The sequence below is a fragment of the Massilia sp. P2_C2 genome (assembly GCF_056404615.1).
Window position 1 is genome coordinate 1 of the sequence record NZ_JBFUDR010000091.1, and the last position, 20925, is coordinate 20925.

Genomic DNA, 20925 nt, shown 5'->3' on the forward strand with positions numbered 1-20925 from the left:
CAGTGAACGCCTGCTCGCCAAAGGCAAAACCAAAATGGCCGTCATCGGCGCCTGCATGCGCAAGCTGGCCCACCTGTGCTTTGGTGTTGTGCACACAGGCAGGCCATATGACCCAAATTACGCCATGTGAGGCTTGACGGGCGAGACGGTATCTACTGGAATGGGATCTTAATCAGGCATTCTGCAACCTGCTGCTGCGCGTCCCGCCCCCGACACCCACCGCCATCGCGATCGCCAGCGCCTGGAACAACGCGATCCCGGCAAACAGCCACCCGGGATGTCCTGCATCCATCACGAGTCCGAACAGCGCCGGCCCCACCGACAGCCCGGAATCCAGCCCCGAGTAGACGACGCCGTACACGCGCCCGGTGGCATTCTTCGGCGCCGCGGCGCGGATCATCAGGTCGCGCGACGGCCCGGCCACACCCGAGAAAAAGCCGATCAACGCCATCAGCGGCAGCGCCAGCCAGCCCGGCACGACGGCGGCGCCCAGCAGCAGCGCCAGCGCGGCGGCGATGGCGAAGGCGATTGCGACCGTGCGGTCGTGGTCCTGGCGGCCCGCACCGGTAGCTCGTACCCCGGATGCCCGTATGCCGACGAACCCGCCCAGCAGCATGCCGCCCGCCGACGCCAGCATGTAGGCGGTGTACGCCCCCGTCGCCAACTCGCGCGAGATGCCATACAACTGCGTGAGGCCGATCGCCGCGAACGCCTGGATGCCGCCCAGCGCCACCGCCGTCAGGAAGAAGAAGGCGAAACACATCCAGACGGCGGACAGACGCAGGAAGGACAGGGCGCCCTCCCCGCCCGCGGCGGCGCTTGCCGCGGCCGGCTTCGGTTCCGGGCGCAGGCAGGAACGGTTCAGGAACAGGATGCCCAGCACGACGAATGGCAGGACCGCCGCGCTGGCCAGCGCCATGCGCCAGCTGGCGGCCGCGGCGACCGCCGTCATGAACAACGGCGCCGCGGCCCAGCCGATGTTGCCGCTGATGCCGTGCATGGAAAAGCCGTGCGCCAGCCGCGCGCGCGACACGCGCTGGTTCAGCAGCGTGTAGTCGGCCGGGTGAAAAATGCTGTTGCCGACGCCGGCCAGCAGCGCCCCCGCCATCAGCGCCGGATAGCTGCCCGCCACCGCCAGCACGAGGGCCGACACGCCCAGCATCGCCATGCCGAAGAACAGGACGCGTAGCGCGCCGACGCGATCGACGACGAAACCCGCCAGCGCCTGGCCGATGCCGGAGACGACGAAGAACGCCGTCAGCAGCAGCCCCAGTTCCGCATAGCTGAGGCCGAACGCGGGCTTCAGCCAGGGGAACAGCGCCGCCAGGATCAGGTGGTAGAAGTGCGACGTGCCGTGGGCCAGGCCCACGAGGCCGATCACGCGCGCGTCGGTGCGCAAGTTGCTGTCTCGTTCCATGAGATCTCCGGGGAAAAGCCCAGTGTAGGCAAGACGGCCACGGCTGAATTACGATAGCAGGACAAATTTTGTCGAGAAACGGACAATACTCCATGAGCGTTCCCGTCGTACGTCATACGCAGCCCTGGCCGGATTGCTACGATCCCACGCTAGAGCGCCCCGTCACGCTGATCGCGCGCGACCTGCAGACGGCCGAGCACCTGCTGCCGCACACGCATCCGTTCGGCCAGCTCACGCACACGCGCGACGGCGTGATCCGCGTGACGGCCGCCGACAGCAGCTGGATCGTGCCGCCGTCGCGTGCGGTGTGGATCGCACCCGGCGTCGTCCATGCGGTGACCGTGCTGCAGCCGGCCCGGTTGCGGCCCGTGCGCATCCTGGCCGCGCGCACGCCGTTTCCTGGCGAGGATTGCCGCGTGCTGGAGGTATCCACCCTGCTGCGTGAGCTGATCCACTCACTCGAGCAATTGCCGCCCGCCGAGGCGTCGCAGCGCGCCACCTTGCTGTCGGAACTGGTGCTGGACGAGCTGGCCGCGTCCCCCGCGTTGCCGATGCGCGTGCCGCTGCCGCGCGACAAGCGCCTGACGGCCCTGTGCGAACGCCTGCTCGACGCACCGGGGGCCACGCTGACCCTGGCCGATTGGGCCCGCCAGGCCGGGGCGTCCGAGCGCACGCTGGCGCGGCTGTTCGAGCGGGAACTCGGGATGAGCTTCGGCCAGTGGCGCCAGCAGGTCCGCCTGGCGCACGCGGCGCCGCTGATCGCGCGCGGGATGCCGCTCGCGCGCGTGGCCGAGGAACTGGGCTATACCAGCCAGTCGGCGTTTTCGCACATGTTCAGGAAGACGTTCGGGTGTTCGCCGTCGGCATTCTTTGCGCAGCGCTGACGGGCCTGCGCGACTTTGTGCGCACTTTCAGCCCCCTTGCCGTTCACCGGCCCCGCCAAGGAGACGCCGACCAAGGGCGTGCTGATCGTCAACGGCGCCGGCTCGTCCGTCACCATGACCGCCCCCCCGACGGTGCCCGCGTGGACTACAGCGACAACGCCAATGGGACCATCACGAACAGCAATACGCGGATCCGGAACGATTTCCTCTCCGATTACTGAGCGCGCCATACATGCATGATTTCCTTCGTGCCTGATTGATCGCGACAGGGATGGTCGTCCGTGACATTGTGCGCACATTCACACCCCTTGCCTACTGTAAACTCCGTCTCCGTTCGGAACATAACAGCAGCGCAAGGTCTTCGATGCATCCGATGCGTCGACGCCCATCCAACATTGATTTATCGATGAGAGAGAACCCACAGATGAATAGCAAGTACTCCATTGCCGCCGTCGGCTGCGCGCTCGTCCTGTCCGCCTGCGGTGGCGGTGGCGGTGGCGGTGGCACCGCTTCGACGCCCGTGCAGGCATCCTCGCTGTCCACGATCGCCGCGGCCGATGCGCCCAAGGTGGCCAGCAGCGGCTATGCCGCCGGCGCCCTGATCAGCCAATCGTCCACGTCGCTGACCGGCGTCGTGACCGGCGTGAGCATCGCGGCGCCGGGCGTCGGCGCGGTATCGCCGGTGCTCGGCCTCGTCAAACAGGCGTATGGGAGCAACGCTGCCGGTCTGCTGACCGGGGTCACGATCTCCGATTCGTGCGCTGGTGGCGGCACCGTGACGATCGATGCGACGCTGCGCAACCAGAATACGCTGAGCAACGGCGACACGCTGACGATGACCGCGTTTAACTGCACCGAGGACGGATCGACGATGAACGGCAACCTGTCGATCACGGTGTCTGGCGTCAGCGGCGACGTCATCAACTCCACGAGCGGCGCCGTGACGCTGGATGCCCGCTTCAACAACTTCTCCATCGCGACCGGCAGCACGGCCGATACGCTGAATGGCGACATGAAGATCGGCATCGCCGCCATGAGCAGCGTCGATGCAACGTTTGCAATCACGGGCGCCTCGCTGCTGGCGACGGAGCAGCGGTCCGGCGCGACCGTTGCCACGCGCACGCTGAGCGCATATTCGGTGAACGGCAGCGTCCATGGCTCGACGGTGAGCGCGGCCGCCGACTTCTCGGTGTCGGGCAATACCAACGGGCTGGGCCAGTTCGCCTATACGGTCAAGAACCTGCAGCCGTTCGTCACCACCACGACGGGCACCCCGACCGCGGGTTCGCTCATCGTCAACGGTGCCGGCTCTTCCGTCACCGCGACCGTCGTTTCCAACGGCGTCCGTGTCGACTATAGCGCCAGGGGCGATGGCGTCGTCACGCAGACCAGCACGCTGAGCTGGAGCGACTTCTCCGCCGCCTTCTGATCCGCGCATGCATCGCTTTCTTCGTGCCGGGCTGGTCCCGGTGTTGTGTGCGTGCGCCGGCATGCCGGCACATGCGCAATGGCAGGTCGGGGCCGGCCCCGGCCTGCGTCATGCCGTTCACGACGAGTACGACGCGGCCGGGCACCGCCTCGTCCGCGAAAGGGGCTGGCTGCCGGGCATCGCGTTCCAGGCCGCATACACGACGGGGATGCTGACCTGGCGCGCCGGCGCGGAAGCGTACCGGGGCGGCATCGGCTACGATGGGCGCACGCAGACCGGCGTGCCCGCCACGTCGACGACCTCGACGCGGCTTGCGGCGGCCAACGCCGGCGCGGCGTACGCGCTCGGTGGAGACGTGTCGCTGCTCGCGCTCGTCGAGACCGACCGCTGGCGGCGCGACATCGCCGGCACAGCAACCGCCCTGGGCCTGCAGGAAACCTACCGCTCCACCCGGCTGCTCGCAGGCGCGGCCAGGACGTGGCGCCCGGCAGCCGGCCGGCTGACCGCCGAGGCGGACCTGTTCCTGTCCACGCCGGAGCGCATGCGCGTCGCGTTCTCGGGGCGCTTCGATCCCGTGCGCATCGACGGCGGCCGCGTCCGCGGCCTGCGCCTGGGCCTCGCGCTACGTCCCGCCAACGCGCCCTGGCTGGAACTGCGCACGCGCTACGACCATGCCCGCGCGCCGCGCAGCGGCAACGTCCCATTCACGGCGGATGGGGAATTCCGCGGCACGGTCACGCAACCGGAACACACGCGCCAGACACTGACTTTCGCGGTTTCGGCCATGTATTGAGGCCTGACGTTCAGGCAGGCTTGGTGGCCGGCTCGCGGTCCTCGCCCAGCCGCCCCAGCAGCCGGCCCCGCACCTCCGGCCAGTCCAGGTCCGTCACTGCGAACAGCACGCTGTCGCGCACATGCCCCGTCCACGTAACGCGATCCCGCCGCAACACGCCTTCGCGCACCGCGCCCAGCTTGGCGATGGCGGCCTGGCTGCGCAGGTTGCGCGCGTCCGTCAGCAATTCCACGCGCCGCGCGCCGCAGGCAAAAGCATGTCGCAGCATCAGGTATTTCGCTTCCACGTTGACGAGCGTCGAGCGGACGTCCGGGTGCAAAAAGGTGGCGCCGATCTCGGCGCACTGGCGCGTGCGCTTGATGTTCAGGAAGCTGGTCGTGCCCACGATCGCATTCGTCGTTCGCTGGCGGATCGCGTAGGCGATCCATTCGCCCTGCGCCACCTGCGCGGTGAGCATGTCCCACCAGCCGTCGAAATGCCCGCCCTGGCCGCTGATGGCGAACAGGTTCCAACCCGCCGCGTCGCAGTCGAGGGCGGCCCGGACCGGCTCCCGCAGCGCGTCCTCGTAGGGCTCCAGGCGCACGTGGTGTCCCTCCAGTACAACATTATCCAGGGCGAATACCACATTATTCATAAAGAGTCATTTCGTTGCTCGATTAATCAAACCGTCATATAGCGCACGGTGATTTCCTAATTGAATTCGATTTCATGAGTAGATTCTTTGCGGCAAAGTTTCTGAACTTAAAATGATTTAAATCAAAAACTTAACGCAGAGTACCGCCAGTGGATGCAGCGTTGCGTTTATGAGTCGCCAAGCAACAAATGCTGAGATAGCACATCGACTTGTTTGTGATTTCGCGCTAAGCTAATGCAAATGAATACACAACAATATTCATATAAATACCCAACGGCAAGTTGGTATGCACTCATAATAAAATTCTGGAGACTCGTACGTGCCTTATTCCAGCAAGCTTGCGCAATTCAGCCGCGTATTATCCGACCTACCTTTACCGTCCGATCAAGTTTCGCCAGACCCGCTGCACGTCCTGCTCGTCGAGCCGAACGAATGCATGCGCGAGTGTCTGACAGCCTTGCTTAACCATTATAAATACCACGTGACATGCGCCGCGAATATCTGCGAGGCGATTGCCTGCGCAAGTCAATGTCCGCCCCATGCCGTCATTCTGTCGTCGGATTTCCGCAGCCCGGAAGATTTCACGATATGCAAACAGCTGCGCACGATTCCTGAAACGGCAAGCAGTATATTTCTGGGAATCACCGGATATTACTTCGAGGGCATGTACAAGTTTGCCAAATCGGCCGGCTTCGATCAGTATTATCTGAAGCCCGTCCTATTAACGACGTTTATGACGATATTGAATTCGATGTTGTCGCACCAATCCCATTTGGGTTCGGCGCACGCGCATTAATCGTCATTTTCGACGTGACCTTATGTCGTTACGCTGAAAGGCACACCGACGTCGCTCCACGCCGCCGCCTCTTTCTCGAACCAGGCGGCAACGGTCGGATGCAGGCCCAGCCAGCCGCGCGGGGTCTCGATGTCGATGCGGCCTTTCAGGCGCAGGCGGATCGCGTCGACGTCGCCGTCCACGCGCGCGTGCATGAACACGGCGGCGAGACGCAGCGCCAGCACGGCCTTGGCGAGGTCGGGCAGTCCCAATACCTCCCGCACCTTGCGCAGATTGCCCTTCTGGCCCAGCACGATCAGGCTCATGAGGCGCTGCTCGCGCGCCGTGAAACCCGGCAGGTCGGCGTGCTCGACGATGTACGCGGCATGCTTGTGTGCGCCCGTGTGCGAGATGGCCTGGCCCACCTCGTGCAGCATGGCGCTGCGCAGCAGGTGATGGCAGACGGATTCGTCCTGCGGTCCGAGCTTTTCGAACAACTTGCGCGCGATGGCAGCCGTGCGCGCCGCCCGCTGCGGATCGACGCCGAAGCGGCGCATGCAGTCCTGGATGGCGAGGTCGCGGCGGTCCTGGCGGTTGGCGCGCAGTTCCAGGTCGGACAGGACACCCAGGCGCAGGCCGGCATTGATCGCCGTCATGGCGGTCACGCCCAGCTCCTGCATCACGCCGATCAGGATGGACAGGCCGCCCACCATCACGATCACGCGCTCGCGCTTCACGCCCGGCAGGTCGAACGCGTCGACGTGGCCCAGTTCGACGAGCTTGTCGCGCAGCGCCAGCAGGCTCGCCAGCGACATCGTGCCGTCGCCGATGCGGTTGCGCGAGATGACTTCGTTGATCGCGCGCATGGTGCCGGACGAGCCATAGACGGCATCCCAGCCATGCTTCCGGTACTGGTCGGCCAGGTCCTCGAAGCGGGCACGCGCCGCGTTGACGGCCGTCGCGAACGCGTCCGCGCTGATCTGGCCACCCATGAAATACGTGGCGCTCTGCGGATGCGTGCCGATGCTGAACGATTCGACGATATCGATGTCGTCGCCATGCGCGGTGATGACTTCGGTCGAGCCGCCGCCGATGTCGATCACGAGCCGCCGCTCGGCGCGGCGCCCCAGCGCGCGCGCCACGCCCATGTAGATCAGACGCCCTTCTTCCTCGCCGGAGATGATCTCGATCGGATAGCCGATCGCTTCTTCCAGGCGCGGCAGCACCGCGTCGGCATTGCTGGCCACGCGCATCGTGTTGGTGGCCACGACGCGCACGGCGTCGAGCCGGTACTGGCGCAGGATGGCGCTGAAGTCACGCAGCGTGTTCACGGCCATCTCGACCGCGGCCTCGGTCAGCGCATTGTCCGGCCCGAGGCCCGAGGCCAGGCGGATCGGATCGCGTGCCGTGCGGACGATGTGGATCTGGCCCGCGATCGGCTCGCCGATGTGGAGGCGGAAGGAGTTGGAGCCGAGGTCGACTGCTGCGTACATGGATGCGTCTGGAATGGATGGCGTTGACGGAAGTATAGCGGGCGCACGGCCCGACGCCCATCCGATGCCGTCCGTCATCTCATCCTGGCCCGCCATCAACGCAACACCTCGGTCAGCACGCGGCCTTCCGCGCCGGCCGGGCGCCGCACGTGCAGGATGTCGGCCAGCGTGGGCGCGATGTCCACGACCTCGGCATAGCCGGCCTGCTCGCCCGGACGGATCCAGCGCCGGCCCATCATCAGCAGGGGTACAGAGGTGTCGTATTGCCACGGCGTGCCATGGCTGGCACCGGATGTGCCACTGCTGAAGATGGTGTACGGCGTCGTCACGAGCAACAGGTCGCCGGACAGCGTGCGGTTCCAGGCCCGTTGCATCAGCGTGCCCAGGCGCGACTGCGCCGCGACGCCCTGCTCCAGCTGCGTGCGCGTGAAGACTTGCGCGATGCCCGGCTGCGTGAGCAGGTAGCGGGCGGCGGCGTTCTCGACGTCGGCCCGCGCCAGCCCGCGGCGCGCGATCGCGTCGTAGTCGAGAACCACCTCGGGCAGCAACGACGTCCTGACGAGCTTGTCGACGCCGAAGCGTTCGGCCAGCGCAGCGTTCAGTTTTTCCAGCAGCGCCTTCGGATTCACGCGCAGCGCGTCCATGTGCCGCGCCTGCGAGAACTCGGCCGTGTTGGCAAAGCCATGGTCGGCCGTCAGCACGACCAGCACATTGTCCAGGCCGACGCGCCGGTCGAGGAAGGCGAAGAAGCGCGCGATCCGGCGGTCGACCTGTTGCAGGTGGTCGTGCGACATGCGGCTTTCCGGACCATAGGCGTGGTTCACGTAGTCGTGGCCGGACAGGCTCACGCCCAGCAGGTCCGTCGCACCCGTCGGATTGCGGCCCAGCTGTTCGCCATCGACGGCAGCTTCGGCGAAGTCCAGCGTGAGCTCGTCGACGGCGGGACTTGTCTTCAGCCGGCCATAGTAATCGGCGGCCGGCGCTCCACTCTCGCTGTAAAACGTGAACGGAAAGCGGTTGGTGTCGGCCGTCGTCGCTTCCGGATATTGGGCGTCGTCGGCATAGGCCAAGTCGTCCAGCAGCGGCTTCCACGATGTGCCGTAGTAGCGGTCCTGCGGCCTGGCGGCGCGGAAGCGTTCGACCCAGGCCGGATGCCTGTCCATGTAGTAGGTGCTGCTGGCAAAGTCGCCCGTTTTGTCCATGTACATGTACGCGGTGCCCGTCTTGCCGGCCAACAGGATGGCGCCACGGTCCTTGCCGGAGACGGCGACGACTTTACTGCGATTACCGCTCGCGTAGCGCAGCTGGTCACCGAGCGTGTCGACGCGCAGGTTTGCAGGGGACGTGCCGTCGTGCGCGTCCGTGTCCTCGTCGATGTAGCGGTAGCGCGCGTCCTCGGTGCAATACACCTGTTTGCCGTCCGCGGCTATCCAGTTGTTGCCGATGATGCCGTGGCGATAGGGATACGCGCCCGTCAGCACGGCCGAGTGGCCGACGGCCGTCACCGTGATCCCGTGGGCCTGGTGGGCGTCCGTGAACGACGCACCTTGTTCCAGCAGGCGCCGCACGCCGCCGGGGCCGAACTGGTCGCGGTAGCGCTGGACCTGTTCGAACGGCAGGCCGTCGATGACCATGACGACGACGAGCTTCGGCGGCTTCATTTGCACGACGGCCTGGACGGCGGCCGGCTTGCCTGCCTGGACGGCGCCGGCGGCGGCGGTGGCCGTGCCGGGCAACCACAGCGCGGCGCAGGCGATCAGGGTGAGCGACGTCTTCAGCCAGGTCCGGGTCATGCGGGTCTTTCGTTGCGTGGGTCGTTATTGCCAATCGTACATTGTATGAAAGGCAGATGTCAGTTTCGTGACACAACCGTGTGGCCGGTCAGCCGGCGAAGTGGGCGGCCAGTCCCTGGTCGCGGAAGCGCTCGATGACGAACTCGACGAAGACACGCGTCTTGGCCGGCAGCAAGCGCCGGCTCGAGTAATACAGGAACAGCGGCCCCGTCTCCGCATACCAGCCGGGCAGGATGCGCACGAGCCGGCCGTCCGCCAGCAGCGGCCCGGCGTGCGGGGCCGGCACCAGTGCGATGCCCAGGCCTGCTGCGGCGGCATGCGCCATCGCTTCCGGATCGTCCAGCGCGGCCACGGGCCGGCACTCGTACGGCGCCACATGGCCGGCGTCGTCGCGCAGGGTGAGCGCCTGGACGCGGCCCGTGCGGATCGAACGGCGCACGATGCCGTCGTGGCCGGCCAGGTCGTCCGGGTTGCGCGGCGTGCCCGCCCGTGCCAGGTAATCCGGCGACGCCACGAGGACGACGCGCACCCGCGCCAGCTCGCGCGCGACGACGCCCTGCGGCAGCTCGACGCCACCGCCGATGGCCACGTCGAAGCCCTCCCCGACCAGGTCGACCTGACGATTGTCGAAGTGCAGGTCCGGCAGGACCTCGGGATGGCGGCGGCGGAATTCCGCCAGCATCGGCACGAAATGCATGCGCCCGACGGCCGGCGCCAGCGCCACCTTCAACGGCCCCGCCGCGTGGTTGGCGCCCTGGCGCACGACGGCAATCGCGTCCTGAATGCGGTGCCACGGCTCGGCGACCTCGCGCAGGAATTGCTCGCCCTCGTCCRTCAGGCTCAGCTTGCGCGTGCTGCGCCGGAACAGGCGGACGCCGAGGTCGGCCTCGAGCCGGGCGACGTTCTTGCTGACGGCCGCCGGCGTGAGACCGAGGCGGCGCGCGGCGGCGGAAAAGCTGCCGGCCTCCGCGCTGTAGATGAAGGAATCGAGGTGGACGAAGGCCTCATTCATGGTGAATTTTCAACCAATAGTTGAAGGTAATGTGCTTTTTGACGGGCTAGTTTGAACTACAGGTTGGAATGATACTGCACACATCACCCACCCACCCTTCAAGGAGCAGATCATGAACACCACTCTCGAAAACAAGGTCGCCTTCGTCACCGGCGGTTCGCGCGGCATCGGCGCCGCCATCGTGGAACGCCTCGCCGCCGCGGGCGCCGCCGTGGCGTTCACGTACCAGTCGTCGGAAGAGCAGGCGCAGGCACTGGCCGGCCGCATCGAAGCGGCGGGCGGCCGCGCCCTTGCGCTGCGCGCCGACGCGGCCGATCCGCAGGCGCTGGCCGACGCGATCGACACGGCGGCGAGCCGGTTCGGGCGCCTGGACATCCTCGTCAACAACGCCGGCGTCTTCCTCGGTGGCCACGTCGCGGACTTCGCCCTTGCGGATTTCGACAAGACGGTCGCCGTCAACCTGCGCGCCGTGTTCGCCGCCACGCAAGCGGCCGTGCGCCACCTGCCGGACGGCGGACGGATCGTCAACATCGGCAGCACGAACGCCATGCGCGTGCCGTTCGCCGGCGCGGCCGTCTATGCGATGAGCAAGTCCGCACTGACGGGTCTGGTGAAAGGGCTCGCGCACGACCTGGGGCCGCGCGGGATCACGGTGAACAACGTGCTGCCGGGCCCCGTGGACACGGACATGAATCCGGCCGACACGGACTTCGGCAAATCGCTGCACGCCTACATGGCCTTGCCGCGCCACGGCCGGCCGCAGGAAGTGGCGGGCATGGTCGCGTGGCTGGCGGGCCCGGAGGCGAGCTTCGTGACGGGTGCGGACCTGGCGGTGGACGGCGGCTTCGCGGCCTGAGGTTTGATTCAGCACAATTCGGGGTCAGAGCGTGCTCTGACCCCGAATTTCTCAGTCGACGCGCTTGACCGACTCGCGCACGACGAGGTTCAGCTGCGGCACCTCGATAGCGAGCGTCTCGTGCCCGATCATCTTGATGATGGCGCGGCCGAGGCATTTGCCGACGTCGAACAGCGGCTGGCGCACCGTCGTCAGCGGCGGCGTCGTGTACATCGAGCTGTGCAGGTCGTCGAAACCGATGACGGAGATGTCTTCCGGCACGCGGATGCCGCGCCGGTACAGCGCCAGGCGCGCGCCGTACGCGGTCAGGTCGTTGGCGCAGAAGATGGCGGAGAAACGCTGGCCCGATTCCAGCAGGCGCTCGACGGCCAACAGGCCGCCCGATTCCTGGAAGTCGCCGCCGACGATCAGCTGCTGATGTTCCTTGATGCCGTGCTTGGCCAGCGTGTCGCGGTAGCCGGTCAGGCGGGCCAGCGCATCCTGGTGGTCGGACGGGCCCGTGATGAACGCGATGTTGCGGTGGCCCTGTTGGATCAGGTGGCGCACCGCCTCGCACGCGCCCCAGTAATTGTCGAGGCAGAAGCCATAGGCGCGCGGGGCGCTCAGGTCGCGCCCGAAGGCGACGATGGGCACGCGCTGCGACAGCTTCAGGATCTGCGCGTCCTTCAGCTTGYCGCTCAGGATCACGAGGCCGTCCACGCGCCGCGCGATCAGCAGTTCGATCCGCTCGGCTTCCTCTTCCGCGTGCCAGTGGCCGGACACGATCATCGGCGCATAGCCCGTGCCCTGCAGCGCCTCGTCGATGCCGGCCATCGCGTCGGCGAAATAACCCGAGACGAGCGACTGGGTCAGCACGCCGATCGTGCGCGAGCTGCCCATCTTGAGGTTCTGCGCCAGCACGTTCGGCTTGTAATTGAGCTTTTCGATGACGGTCTCGATGGCCTGGCGCTTTTCCTCCGACACCTTGGCGGTGCCGTTCAGGAAGCGCGAGACCGTCGCCGCCGACACGCCCGCCACGCGGGCGACCTCGTGGACGGTGACCATCTGCGAGCTGCTGGAATCCTTTTTCATGCGTTTCGGCCTGCTTCATGCGCGACGATGCCGCGAAGGTCGTGAATATACACCAGGACATGCCAGTTTGACATGGGGAGGCCGATTGCGGAAAAAAATCCATTTGACACCCGGGCAAGCGCCCATGTACGATGAAATCGATTTCAAAAACAGTGAAAAGGTGCGTCCAGAACGCCCGCCTCCGCGACAGGCCGCGTCGCGCACGGGCGCACCGATTTCGACCTCACCATACGACTACGACCGCACCATGACCGATTTCATCCGTTTTCCTTCCAATTTCACGTGGGGCGTCGCCACCAGCGCGTTCCAGATCGAAGGCGCCCATGACGCCGACGGCAAAGGCCCGTCGATCTGGGACACGTTCTCGCACGATGCCGCCAACATCATCGACGGCAGCAACGGCGACGTCGCCTGCGACCACTACAACCGCTACCGCGACGACGTCGCCATGATGGCGTCGCTGGGCGTGAACGCCTACCGCTTCTCGATCGCGTGGGCGCGCGTGCAGCCGACCGGCAAGGGCGCCTGGAACGAAAAGGGATTCGATTTCTACACGCGCCTGCTGGACGCGCTGGATGAAAAAGGCATCACGGCACACATCACGCTGTACCACTGGGACCTGCCGCAGGGCCTGCAGGACGACGGCGGCTGGATGTCGCGCGACACCGCGCACCGCTTCGCCGACTACGCCGCCGAGGTGGCACGCCGCTACGGCAACCGCGTGGCCAGTATCGCCACCCACAACGAACCGTGGTGCACGGCCAACCTCGGCTACGGCAACGGCCAGTTCGCGCCGGGTGTCGCGGACAAGAAACAGGCGATCCAGGTCTCGCACCACCTGCTGCTGTCGCACGGCCTCGCGATGCAATCGATGCGCGCCGTGAATCCGACCTGCATGCTCGGCATCGTGCTGAACCAGTGGACGGCGGAACCGGCGACCGACAGCGCGGCCGACCGCCGCCTGGCCGAACTGGAGTGGGCAAATTCGATCGAGTGGTTCATGGACCCGATCTTCAAGCGCCGCTACCCGGCCCTGTCGCTGGAAGCGCACGGCGCCAACGCGCCGGACGTTCTACCTGCCGACTTCGACATCATCGCCCAGCCGATGGACTTCCTGGGCGTGAACTACTACCGCCGCGAAGTGATGAGCGCCGAAGTCCCGCCGCGCAAGCCGGAAGGCGGCCTGGGCTTCACGGACATGGGCTGGGAAATCTACCCGCAGGGCCTCACTGACCTGCTGGTGCAGCTGAAACAGGAGTATCCGGACCTGCCGCCGGTGTACATTACGGAAAACGGCATGGCGTCGGTCGATGCGATCGAAGGCGGCCAGGTCAACGACATGCAGCGCCTGGAGTACGTGCGCACCCACCTGGAAGCGCTCAAGGCGGCGATGGACCAGGGCGTGGACGTGCGCGGCTACTTCCTGTGGAGCCTGATGGACAATTTTGAATGGAATTCCGGCTATGCGAAGCGGTTCGGCATCGTCTACGTGGACTATGACACCCAGCAGCGGACCCCGAAGGCGAGCGCCCTCTGGTACCGCGATTTCATCGCCGGCCAGCGCGACAACCTGCGCGCGGCCTGACCCCGCCGCGGGGTGAGAAGAACAGGAGACCGAGGAAGACATGAGGGACAACATGGATGATGTACTTTTCGGCGGTGCCCGCCTGCTGGCCGATATCGGCGGCACCAACGCCCGCTTCGCCCTGCAGCGCGGCCCCGGCCGCATCGAGGAAATCGCCACGCTGGCGTGCGCCGCGTACGCGACGTTCACCGACGCCGTGCGCGCCTACCTGGCCGGCCATCCCGGCGCGGCGCGCGAGGTGCGTCACGCCGTGATCGCGATCGCCAATCCGGTCGAAGGCGATTTCATCAAGATGACCAACCACCACTGGCAGTTCTCGATCGACGCCGCGCGCCGCGACCTCGGCCTCGACACGCTGCTGGTCGTGAACGACTTCGCCGCCCTGTCGATGTCGGTGCCCAGCCTGGCGGACGCGGACCTCGAGCAGGTCGGCGGCACCCGCGTCAATCCCGATGCCGTGATCGGCCTGGTGGGTGCCGGCACGGGCCTGGGCGTCGGCGGCGTCATCCCCGACAACGGCCGCTGGACCGTGCTGCCGAGCGAAGGCGGCCACGTCGCCTTCTCGCCGTCGAACGCGCGCGAACAGGCGATCCTCGCCTGGTGCTGGACCAAGTGGGCCCACGTGTCGGCCGAGCGCCTGATCTCGGGTCCGGGCCTGGCCACGATCCACGAGGCGCTGTGCGCCATCGACGGCGCCGCCGCCGAAGTGCTGGAACCCGCCCAGGTCGTCGAGCGTGGCCTGTCGGGCGACAAGCTGTGCGCGGAAGCGCTGGACATCTTCTGCGGCGCCCTGGGCACCATGGCCGCCAACGTGGCCGTCACGCTGTGCGCACGCGGCGGCATCTACATCGGCGGCGGCGTCGTGCCGCGCCTGGGCAAGTTCTTCGCCCAGTCGTCGTTCCGCGCCCGCTTCGAGAACAAGGGCCGCTTCACCGACTTCTGCAGGCAGATCCCGGTGTACGTGATCCACGCGCCCTACCCCGCCCTGGCCGGCGCCGCCGCGATGCTCGACCAGCAGCTGGTCGACGCCCGCACGGCCGCCCAGCGCGCTCCTATCGATTCCGTCACCGGTTCGCACCATGCGCACGCCTGACCGCATCCGCCACCCGCTGTTGTGGGTGCCCACCGGCTACTTCACCATGGCCATGGGCTACATCATGCTGACGAGCGTGACGGCCATCATGTTCAAGAACATCGGCCTGGACAATGCGCGCGCCGCCGCGTATTCGAGCTCCCTGATCTTCGCATACACGGCGAAACCGCTGTTCGCGCCGTTCGTCGAGATGTACCGTACGAAGAAATTCTTCGTACTGCTGATGCAGGTGCTCATCGCACTGGGCTTCGCCGGCGCCGGGCTGGCCATGGGCCTGCCCGACTTCATGGTGCTGATGCTGCCGCTGTTCTTCCTGATGTCGTTCATCGGCGCGACGCAGGACATCGCCAGCGACGGCGTGTACGTGACGTCGCTCGACTCGCGCACGCAGGCCCTGTACTGCGGCGTCCAGAGCCTGTCGTGGAACGTCGGGCCGATCGTCGCCTCCGGCTTCCTCGTCTACCTGAGCGGCCGCCTGCACACGGACGTGTTCCACCACGACCCGAAGGTCTTCGGGCCGGAGTGGATGGACGCGTGGCGCGTGATCTTCTTCATCGTCGCCGGCATCGTCCTCGTGATGGCCGCCTGGCACGCGCGCGTGATGCCCGAGGGCGCGCGGGCGGAAAATACGCCGACGAGCGTGCGCGGTGCCGCCGCGATCCTGTGGGATTCGTTCGTCACCTTCTTCCAGAAGCGCGACGTGTGGAAGATGGTCGCCTTCGCGTTCCTGTTCCGCTTCAGCATCGGCATGCTGGAAAAGATCGGTCCCTTCTTCATGGTCGATTCGGCCGCCAAGGGCGGGCTCGGTCTCACCAACGAAAGCCTGGGCATCATCTACGGCACGTGGGGCCTGATCGCCGTGCTCGCGGGCTCCCTGCTGGGCGGCATGTTCGTCGCGAAGCGCGGCCTGAAGCGCACCCTGTTCATCCTGTGCTGCGCCGTCAACATTCCGAACGCGACGTTCCTCGCGATGAGCATCGCGCTGCCCTCGGACCCGTGGATGATCGCGGCCGGCGTCATCGTCGAAAAATTCTTCTTCGGCTTCGGCTCCGTCGGCTACATGATCTACCTGATGCAGCAGCTGGCGCCGGGCAAGTACACGACGACGCACTATGCATTCGGCACGGGCCTGATGGGCTTGTGCATGATGGTGACCGGCACGATCAGCGGCATGCTGCAGGAATACCTGGGCTATGTCAGCTACTTCGTCGCCGTCATGATCGCCACGATTCCATCGTTCCTCGCGACGTGGTTCGCGCCGTTCCACCACGATGACGGCATGGGCAGCGACGCGGCCAAGCCGGCGGCGGCCAACGACGCCGAGGCGACGCACCGCGCAGCCTGACACAGGGTCATCCATACCAGCCGGGCCGCGTGCCCGGCTTTTTTTTGGGGCGCTGTCGTCCTGGTGCGGGCACGCGCCGATTTGCCGGATAGCCGTGCGCGTGTAGGAATACACCGCACGTCAACCGCTCATGTCGTGACGCAACAACGGATACGGGTCGATGGCGCCGCTCACCGTATAGATACCGTAGTGCAGGTGCGGCGGCGTGGTCGCCGCGTTGCCCGTGTTGCCGACATAGCCGACGATCGTGCCGGGCGCCACGCGCGTGCCCGCGCGCACGTCGCCGTAGCGGTCCAGGTGGGCGTAGTAGTGACGCTGGCCGCCCGGTCCCAGCACCCAGACCACCTGCCCGCCGAGCCGGTTCGTGCCCACGTCCAGCACGATGCCCTCGGTGGCCGACAGCACCGGCGTGCCGCGCCGGGCAAAGATGTCGATGCCCTCGTGCTTGCGCCCGCCGCTGCGCGCACCACCCCAGGTGTCCACGAGTTGCGCCGGCTTCACGCCCGCCACGGGCACCGGCAGCGCAGCCGGCGCCGGCAGCGTGCCGAGCCGGATCGCGTAGGCGATGCCGCCAAGCCACGGGCGCAACACACTCCCGGCTGCGATGAGGACGATGGCGATGACGAGGCTGCGCAACAGGATCCGCATAAGACTCCAACGAATGGTCGAGGTGGCGCACACATGGGGACGAAACCGTAAATTCGCAATCGGCCCCGTGCGCGTAGAATGGTGAACGCGTCAATCGGCTACCCAAACGCGGACCGGACAATGATCATCCAGGGAACACATCGGTACGTCAACGTCGCTGCGGTTATCAGCATCGTCGTGCTGCTCGCAGGCATTTCCACGCTCGCCGTCGGCATCCAGAATGTGATGGCGTCCTGGCGCTGGGTCATCCATACGCRGGAAGTGCTGGAACACGTGCAGGGCACCCAAAGCCTCATCAACGAGGCCGATGCCTTACAGAAATCGTTGCGCCTCGGCTACGACCGTCAGGACGAAGCGGAATTCCAGGCAAAACTGGCCGCGCTGCCGCGCGAGATCGACGTCTTGACACAACTGACCAGGGACAATCCCACCCAGCAAAAAGCGCTGGCGCGATTCCGGCACCATGTGGACGAGTACGTGGACAACCTGCGTACGGGTCTCACGAATGGCGCGCCCTACCCCAACCGGAACGGCGAGCGCGCGTTGCGCCGCGCCATCGCCTTGCAGGTCGCCGCCATGCAGGCCGAGGAAGAGTGGCTGCTCGCGCAGCGCGAGGCGAGCGTGGGTGTCGACCGCTCACGGACGATCGCCGCGGCCGGCGCCGTGTCCGTGCTGTCGATCGGGCTGCTGCTGTTCGTGCGTGCGATGGCGCGCCGCGATGCCGCCTTCCTCGCCGCACAGCGGGCGAACCTCGACGCGACGCTGCGCAGCATCGGCGAGGCCGTGATCGCCGTCGACGTCCATGGGCGCGTGCGCTTCATGAACCGCGTCGCGGAAAGCCTGCTGGGTTGCAGCGAGAGCGCGGCGCGCGACCAGTTGCTGACCACCGTCTTCCGCATCGCCGGATCGAGCGCCGACGACCAGACGCTGGCAACGGCGCTGCGCACGGCGCTGGAAGACAACGAAGCCGTGGCCGGCATCCCGATCACGGGCAGCAGCCCCGCGCAGCCGGAGCGGATGCGCGCCTGGCTGCTCAACTGCCAGCCGCTCGTCGTCGCGGGACGGGTGCACGGCGCCGTCACGAGCATGCTCGACGTCACCGACCTGCGGCGCGCGGAACGGGCACTGGGCGACGCCAACCAACTGCTCGAGCAGCGCATCCACGAACGCACCGTGCAGCTGGCCGAGGCCAACATCGAATTGCGCGCCTTCGCCCACACCATCGCGCACGACCTGCGCGCGCCGCTGCGCAACGTCCAGGGGTATGCCGCCGCCCTGCTCGAGGACGAGGCGGCCACGCTGAGCGCCAACGGTAGCCACTTCCTGCGGCGCATCCAGGCCGTCACGCAGAACATGGACCGGCTCGTGACGGACCTGCTCGCGTACAGCCAGATGTCGCGTGCCGAGCTGCGGCTGCAGCCGGTGGAACTCGACCGCGTCGTGCAGCTCGCGCTGGGCGACATGGAAACGCAGATCGGCGCCAGCGGCGCGCGCATCGCCTGCGCGTCCCCGCTGCCGGCCGTGCTGGGCAGCGAGGCCATCCTGGTGCAGATCTTCGAGAACCTGATCGGCAACGCCATCAAGTTCGTGGCGCCCGGGGTGCGGCCGGACGTGCACATCACGGGCCGCATTGCCGGCGACGTCGTCGAGGTCTGGATCGCGGACAACGGCATCGGCATCCCCGCGGACAAGCGCGAGCGCGTGTTCGACGTGTTCGAGCGGCTGCACGGCGAAGACCAGTACGAGGGCAGCGGCGTCGGCCTGGCGATCGTCCGCAAGGGCGTCGAACGCCTCGGCGGCACCGTCCACGTGGAGCCGTCGGGCGGCGATCCGTCGGTGGCAGGCGCCGTGTTCCGCCTGTGCCTGCAGCCGCCGCGCCGGCACGCCGCCAGCGCGGCCGAGCCCATGGATGCGCCGCCGGTCGCCTGACGGCCGGGCGGCCGGGCGGCCGGGCGGCCGGGCGGCTCGCACGCTACAATGACGGTGCCTGCAATCATCCACGCTGCCTACCCGGACCCACGATGCCTCTCCGCTTCCTTCTCCTCGACGACAACCCCGACGACCGCCTGCTCGCGCGCCGCGAACTCGAACGCCATTTTCCCGACTGCGCGACGACGGAAGTGGGCGACCGCGCCGGCTTCGAAGAGGTCGCCGCCGCGGGGTTCCCGTTCGACCTCGTGATCACGGACTACCAGATGCGCTGGACGACGGGCCTGGACGTGCTCAAGCTGATCAAGGCACACGATCCACAGCTGTCCATCGTCATGTTCACCGCCACGGGCACGCAGGAGATCGCGGTGGAAGCCATGAAGCACGGCCTCGACGACTACGTGATCAAGAGCCCGCGCCATTACGCGCGGCTGCCGGTCGCCGTCCGCACCTGCCTCGACCGCACCGAGATCCGCTCGCGCGCGATCCGCAGCGAGACCCGGCTCGCGTCGCTGCTGGAAAACATCCAGCTGGGCGTATTCCGCATGTCGCTCGAGGGCGAGATCGAGGCAGGCAACAGGGCCTTCTGGAGCATGCTGGGCCTGGCGAGCGGCGAATACTCGAAGGCCGCGCACCGCCCGCTGATCGACGAGGTCCGGCGCCACATCCCGGAACTGAAGGCGACGCTGGACGCGACCGACCTGCAGTTCGACGACGGCGACCTGGGCATCGGGGGGCGCGCGTTCAAGGTCAAGCTCGTACGCGTGCGCGTGAACGGCCACGACGCGGTCGACGGCATCGCCGAGGACGTCACGTCGCTGCGCCGCGCCGACCTCGAGATCCTGCGCCTGAACGCCGACCTGGAACAACGCATCGCCACGCGCACGCGCCAGCTGCAGGAGGCGAACGAGGCGCTCGAGACGTTCGGCTTTTCCGTGTCGCACGACATGCGCGAGCCGCTGCGCACAATCCAGGGCTATGCCAACGTCCTCAAGCAGGATTTCGCCGAAGGCAATCTCGACAAGGCGGGCCTGTACATCCATCGCATCGAGGCCGTCGCGCACCGGGTCGACACGATGGTGTCCGACCTGCTCGAATTCGCGCGCCTGTCGCGCACGGAGATCGCCATCGATTCCGTCCCCGTCGCCGACGCGCTGCACGAGATGAAGGGCTCCCTGCACGGCGAGATCCAGCAGGCCCGCGCCCGCCTGGAGTTCGACGTGCCGCCCGGCCTGACGGTGCGCGCGCACCGCCAGACGTTCGTGCAGGCGCTGGCGAACCTGGTGTCGAACGCCATCAAGTTCGTGCACCCCGGGGAGACGCCCGTCGTGCGCGTGACGGCCACGCAGGCCGGTTCGATGGTCCGCGTCACCGTCGCGGACGAAGGCATCGGCATCGCCCCGTCGGCCCTCGGCCGCATCTTCAACGTGTTCGAACGGCTGCACAGCGAGGAGGAATATCCCGGCACCGGCATCGGCCTGGCGATCGTCAAGAAGGGCGTCGAGCGCATGGGCGGCCAGGTGGCCGTGGAATCGACGCCGGGTACCGGCTCGGCGTTCGCCATCGACCTGCCGGCGCCGTCGTCGTCATGAGCTTCGCGGCCCTCCTCGTCGACGACAGCCCGGACGACCGGGCACTCGTGGCGCGCGAGCTGGTGCGGCATTTCCCCGACGTGCGCATCGTCGAGGCGGGCAGCCCGGAAACGCTGGCGGCGGCCCTGGACGAAGACGGTTTCGACATCGCCATCACCGACTACCGCCTGCGCTTCACGGACGGCATCACGGTGTTGCGCGAGCTGAAACGGCGCTTCCCGGCGCGGCCCGTGATCATGTTCACGGCCAGCGGCAACGAGGAGATCGCCGTCGACGCGATGAAGGAAGGCCTGGACGACTACATCACCAAGACCCCGAAGCACTACCCGCGCATCGGCTTCGCGGTGCGCGCCTGCCTCGACCGGGTCGCCCAGCGCACGCGGGCCGAGGACGCACAGGCGCGTGAATCGCTGGCCCGGGCGCGGCTCGAGATCGCGCTGCAGTCGGCCGGCATGGCCACGTGGCAGTTCGACCCGCGTACGCGCGCGATCGCCTGCTCCGATGCGCTGGGGCCGATGCTGGGCCAGCCACCCGGCTATGCGCCGGCCACCATCGACGCATGGCCGGGCGGCATCC

The 20925-nt window shown here is 67.1% G+C and carries 18 protein-coding genes; 11 read left to right on the top strand and 7 right to left on the bottom strand.

The window, feature by feature from the left end:
* Positions 1 to 172 precede the first annotated feature (172 nt).
* Positions 173 to 1417 carry an MFS transporter gene (locus tag AC1DYX_RS13045; protein ID WP_477259348.1) on the bottom strand — a complete coding sequence of 415 codons (1245 nt, stop codon included), beginning with the start codon at positions 1415 to 1417 and terminating at the stop codon, positions 173 to 175.
* Positions 1418 to 1509: 92 nt separating this feature from the next.
* On the opposite strand from AC1DYX_RS13045, the gene AC1DYX_RS13050 reads away from it, so the two are divergent.
* From AC1DYX_RS13050 to AC1DYX_RS13060, 3 genes are all read left to right on the top strand, one after another.
* Positions 1510 to 2301: a helix-turn-helix domain-containing protein gene (locus AC1DYX_RS13050; protein WP_477259350.1), complete on the top strand. Its 792-nt coding sequence runs from the start codon at positions 1510 to 1512 to the stop codon at positions 2299 to 2301.
* Positions 2302 to 2725: 424 nt separating this feature from the next.
* On the top strand, positions 2726 to 3730 hold the full coding sequence (locus tag AC1DYX_RS13055; protein WP_477259352.1) for a hypothetical protein: 1005 nt from the start codon (positions 2726 to 2728) through the stop codon (positions 3728 to 3730).
* Positions 3731 to 3737: 7 nt separating this feature from the next.
* On the top strand, positions 3738 to 4523 hold the full coding sequence (locus AC1DYX_RS13060; protein WP_477259354.1) for a hypothetical protein: 786 nt from the start codon (positions 3738 to 3740) through the stop codon (positions 4521 to 4523).
* A gap of 10 nt (positions 4524 to 4533) precedes the next feature.
* Here AC1DYX_RS13060 and AC1DYX_RS13065 read toward each other — a convergent pair whose 3' ends face one another.
* Complete coding sequence (locus AC1DYX_RS13065; protein ID WP_477259356.1) at positions 4534 to 5157, bottom strand: GNAT family N-acetyltransferase; 624 nt, start codon at positions 5155 to 5157, stop codon at positions 4534 to 4536.
* A 319-nt stretch (positions 5158 to 5476) separates the two neighbouring features.
* Here AC1DYX_RS13065 and AC1DYX_RS13070 point away from each other — a divergent pair, with 319 nt between their 5' ends.
* Positions 5477 to 5953: a response regulator gene (locus AC1DYX_RS13070; RefSeq protein WP_477259358.1), complete on the top strand. Its 477-nt coding sequence runs from the start codon at positions 5477 to 5479 to the stop codon at positions 5951 to 5953.
* A 20-nt stretch (positions 5954 to 5973) separates the two neighbouring features.
* Here the strand turns inward: AC1DYX_RS13070 and AC1DYX_RS13075 are convergent, their stop codons facing one another.
* The 3 genes from AC1DYX_RS13075 to AC1DYX_RS13085 all read right to left on the bottom strand — a co-directional run bounded on the left by AC1DYX_RS13075 (position 5974) and on the right by AC1DYX_RS13085 (position 10230).
* On the bottom strand, positions 5974 to 7425 hold the full coding sequence (locus AC1DYX_RS13075; RefSeq protein ID WP_477259359.1) for a Ppx/GppA phosphatase family protein: 1452 nt from the start codon (positions 7423 to 7425) through the stop codon (positions 5974 to 5976).
* A 95-nt stretch (positions 7426 to 7520) separates the two neighbouring features.
* Positions 7521 to 9218, bottom strand: coding sequence for an alkaline phosphatase family protein (locus AC1DYX_RS13080; RefSeq protein WP_477259361.1), 1698 nt, complete (start codon positions 9216 to 9218; stop codon positions 7521 to 7523).
* An 88-nt stretch (positions 9219 to 9306) separates the two neighbouring features.
* Positions 9307 to 10230: a LysR family transcriptional regulator gene (locus tag AC1DYX_RS13085; protein ID WP_477259363.1), complete on the bottom strand. Its 924-nt coding sequence runs from the start codon at positions 10228 to 10230 to the stop codon at positions 9307 to 9309.
* A gap of 112 nt (positions 10231 to 10342) precedes the next feature.
* Between AC1DYX_RS13085 and AC1DYX_RS13090 the strand changes: the two genes are divergently transcribed.
* Positions 10343 to 11086 carry an SDR family oxidoreductase gene (locus AC1DYX_RS13090; RefSeq protein WP_477259365.1) on the top strand — a complete coding sequence of 248 codons (744 nt, stop codon included), beginning with the start codon at positions 10343 to 10345 and terminating at the stop codon, positions 11084 to 11086.
* Between the two features lie 51 nt (positions 11087 to 11137).
* Here AC1DYX_RS13090 and AC1DYX_RS13095 read toward each other — a convergent pair whose 3' ends face one another.
* On the bottom strand, positions 11138 to 12157 hold the full coding sequence (locus AC1DYX_RS13095; RefSeq protein WP_477259367.1) for a LacI family DNA-binding transcriptional regulator: 1020 nt from the start codon (positions 12155 to 12157) through the stop codon (positions 11138 to 11140).
* Between the two features lie 247 nt (positions 12158 to 12404).
* Here AC1DYX_RS13095 and AC1DYX_RS13100 point away from each other — a divergent pair, with 247 nt between their 5' ends.
* Genes AC1DYX_RS13100 through AC1DYX_RS13110 form a run of 3 tightly spaced genes read left to right on the top strand, consistent with a single transcriptional unit; the run spans position 12405 to position 16180 of the window.
* A complete protein-coding gene (locus AC1DYX_RS13100; protein ID WP_477259369.1) occupies positions 12405 to 13742 on the top strand; it encodes a GH1 family beta-glucosidase in 1338 nt (445 codons plus the stop codon).
* A gap of 52 nt (positions 13743 to 13794) precedes the next feature.
* Positions 13795 to 14835, top strand: a complete 1041-nt coding sequence (locus AC1DYX_RS13105) for a glucokinase (RefSeq protein WP_477259371.1) — start codon at positions 13795 to 13797, stop codon at positions 14833 to 14835.
* Complete coding sequence (locus tag AC1DYX_RS13110; protein ID WP_477259373.1) at positions 14822 to 16180, top strand: MFS transporter; 1359 nt, start codon at positions 14822 to 14824, stop codon at positions 16178 to 16180. The genes AC1DYX_RS13105 and AC1DYX_RS13110 overlap by 14 nt, the downstream gene beginning before the upstream one ends.
* 120 nt (positions 16181 to 16300) lie before the next feature.
* Here AC1DYX_RS13110 and AC1DYX_RS13115 read toward each other — a convergent pair whose 3' ends face one another.
* Positions 16301 to 16828: a M23 family metallopeptidase gene (locus AC1DYX_RS13115; protein WP_477259375.1), complete on the bottom strand. Its 528-nt coding sequence runs from the start codon at positions 16826 to 16828 to the stop codon at positions 16301 to 16303.
* A gap of 120 nt (positions 16829 to 16948) precedes the next feature.
* Here AC1DYX_RS13115 and AC1DYX_RS13120 point away from each other — a divergent pair, with 120 nt between their 5' ends.
* The 3 genes from AC1DYX_RS13120 to AC1DYX_RS13130 all read left to right on the top strand — a co-directional run.
* Positions 16949 to 18757, top strand: a complete 1809-nt coding sequence (locus tag AC1DYX_RS13120; RefSeq protein ID WP_477259377.1) for a sensor histidine kinase — start codon at positions 16949 to 16951, stop codon at positions 18755 to 18757.
* Between the two features lie 92 nt (positions 18758 to 18849).
* The gene (locus AC1DYX_RS13125; protein WP_477259378.1) at positions 18850 to 20349 is read left to right on the top strand and encodes a sensor histidine kinase; all 1500 of its coding nucleotides are present in this window, start codon (positions 18850 to 18852) and stop codon (positions 20347 to 20349) included.
* Positions 20346 to 20925: response regulator (locus AC1DYX_RS13130; protein WP_477259380.1), on the top strand; the 580-nt coding region annotated here is incomplete at its 3' end. The genes AC1DYX_RS13125 and AC1DYX_RS13130, both read left to right, overlap by 4 nt.

Coding starts and splice junctions, on each gene's coding strand:
- AC1DYX_RS13045 (WP_477259348.1), bottom strand. CDS start 1,417: ATGGAACGAGACAGCAACTTGCGCACCGACGCGCGCGTGATCGGCCTC.
- AC1DYX_RS13050 (WP_477259350.1), top strand. CDS start 1,510: ATGAGCGTTCCCGTCGTACGTCATACGCAGCCCTGGCCGGATTGCTAC.
- AC1DYX_RS13055 (WP_477259352.1), top strand. CDS start 2,726: ATGAATAGCAAGTACTCCATTGCCGCCGTCGGCTGCGCGCTCGTCCTG.
- AC1DYX_RS13060 (WP_477259354.1), top strand. CDS start 3,738: ATGCATCGCTTTCTTCGTGCCGGGCTGGTCCCGGTGTTGTGTGCGTGC.
- AC1DYX_RS13065 (WP_477259356.1), bottom strand. CDS start 5,157: ATGAATAATGTGGTATTCGCCCTGGATAATGTTGTACTGGAGGGACAC.
- AC1DYX_RS13075 (WP_477259359.1), bottom strand. CDS start 7,425: ATGTACGCAGCAGTCGACCTCGGCTCCAACTCCTTCCGCCTCCACATC.
- AC1DYX_RS13080 (WP_477259361.1), bottom strand. CDS start 9,218: ATGACCCGGACCTGGCTGAAGACGTCGCTCACCCTGATCGCCTGCGCC.
- AC1DYX_RS13090 (WP_477259365.1), top strand. CDS start 10,343: ATGAACACCACTCTCGAAAACAAGGTCGCCTTCGTCACCGGCGGTTCG.
- AC1DYX_RS13100 (WP_477259369.1), top strand. CDS start 12,405: ATGACCGATTTCATCCGTTTTCCTTCCAATTTCACGTGGGGCGTCGCC.
- AC1DYX_RS13105 (WP_477259371.1), top strand. CDS start 13,795: ATGGATGATGTACTTTTCGGCGGTGCCCGCCTGCTGGCCGATATCGGC.
- AC1DYX_RS13110 (WP_477259373.1), top strand. CDS start 14,822: ATGCGCACGCCTGACCGCATCCGCCACCCGCTGTTGTGGGTGCCCACC.
- AC1DYX_RS13115 (WP_477259375.1), bottom strand. CDS start 16,828: ATGCGGATCCTGTTGCGCAGCCTCGTCATCGCCATCGTCCTCATCGCA.
- AC1DYX_RS13125 (WP_477259378.1), top strand. CDS start 18,850: ATGCCTCTCCGCTTCCTTCTCCTCGACGACAACCCCGACGACCGCCTG.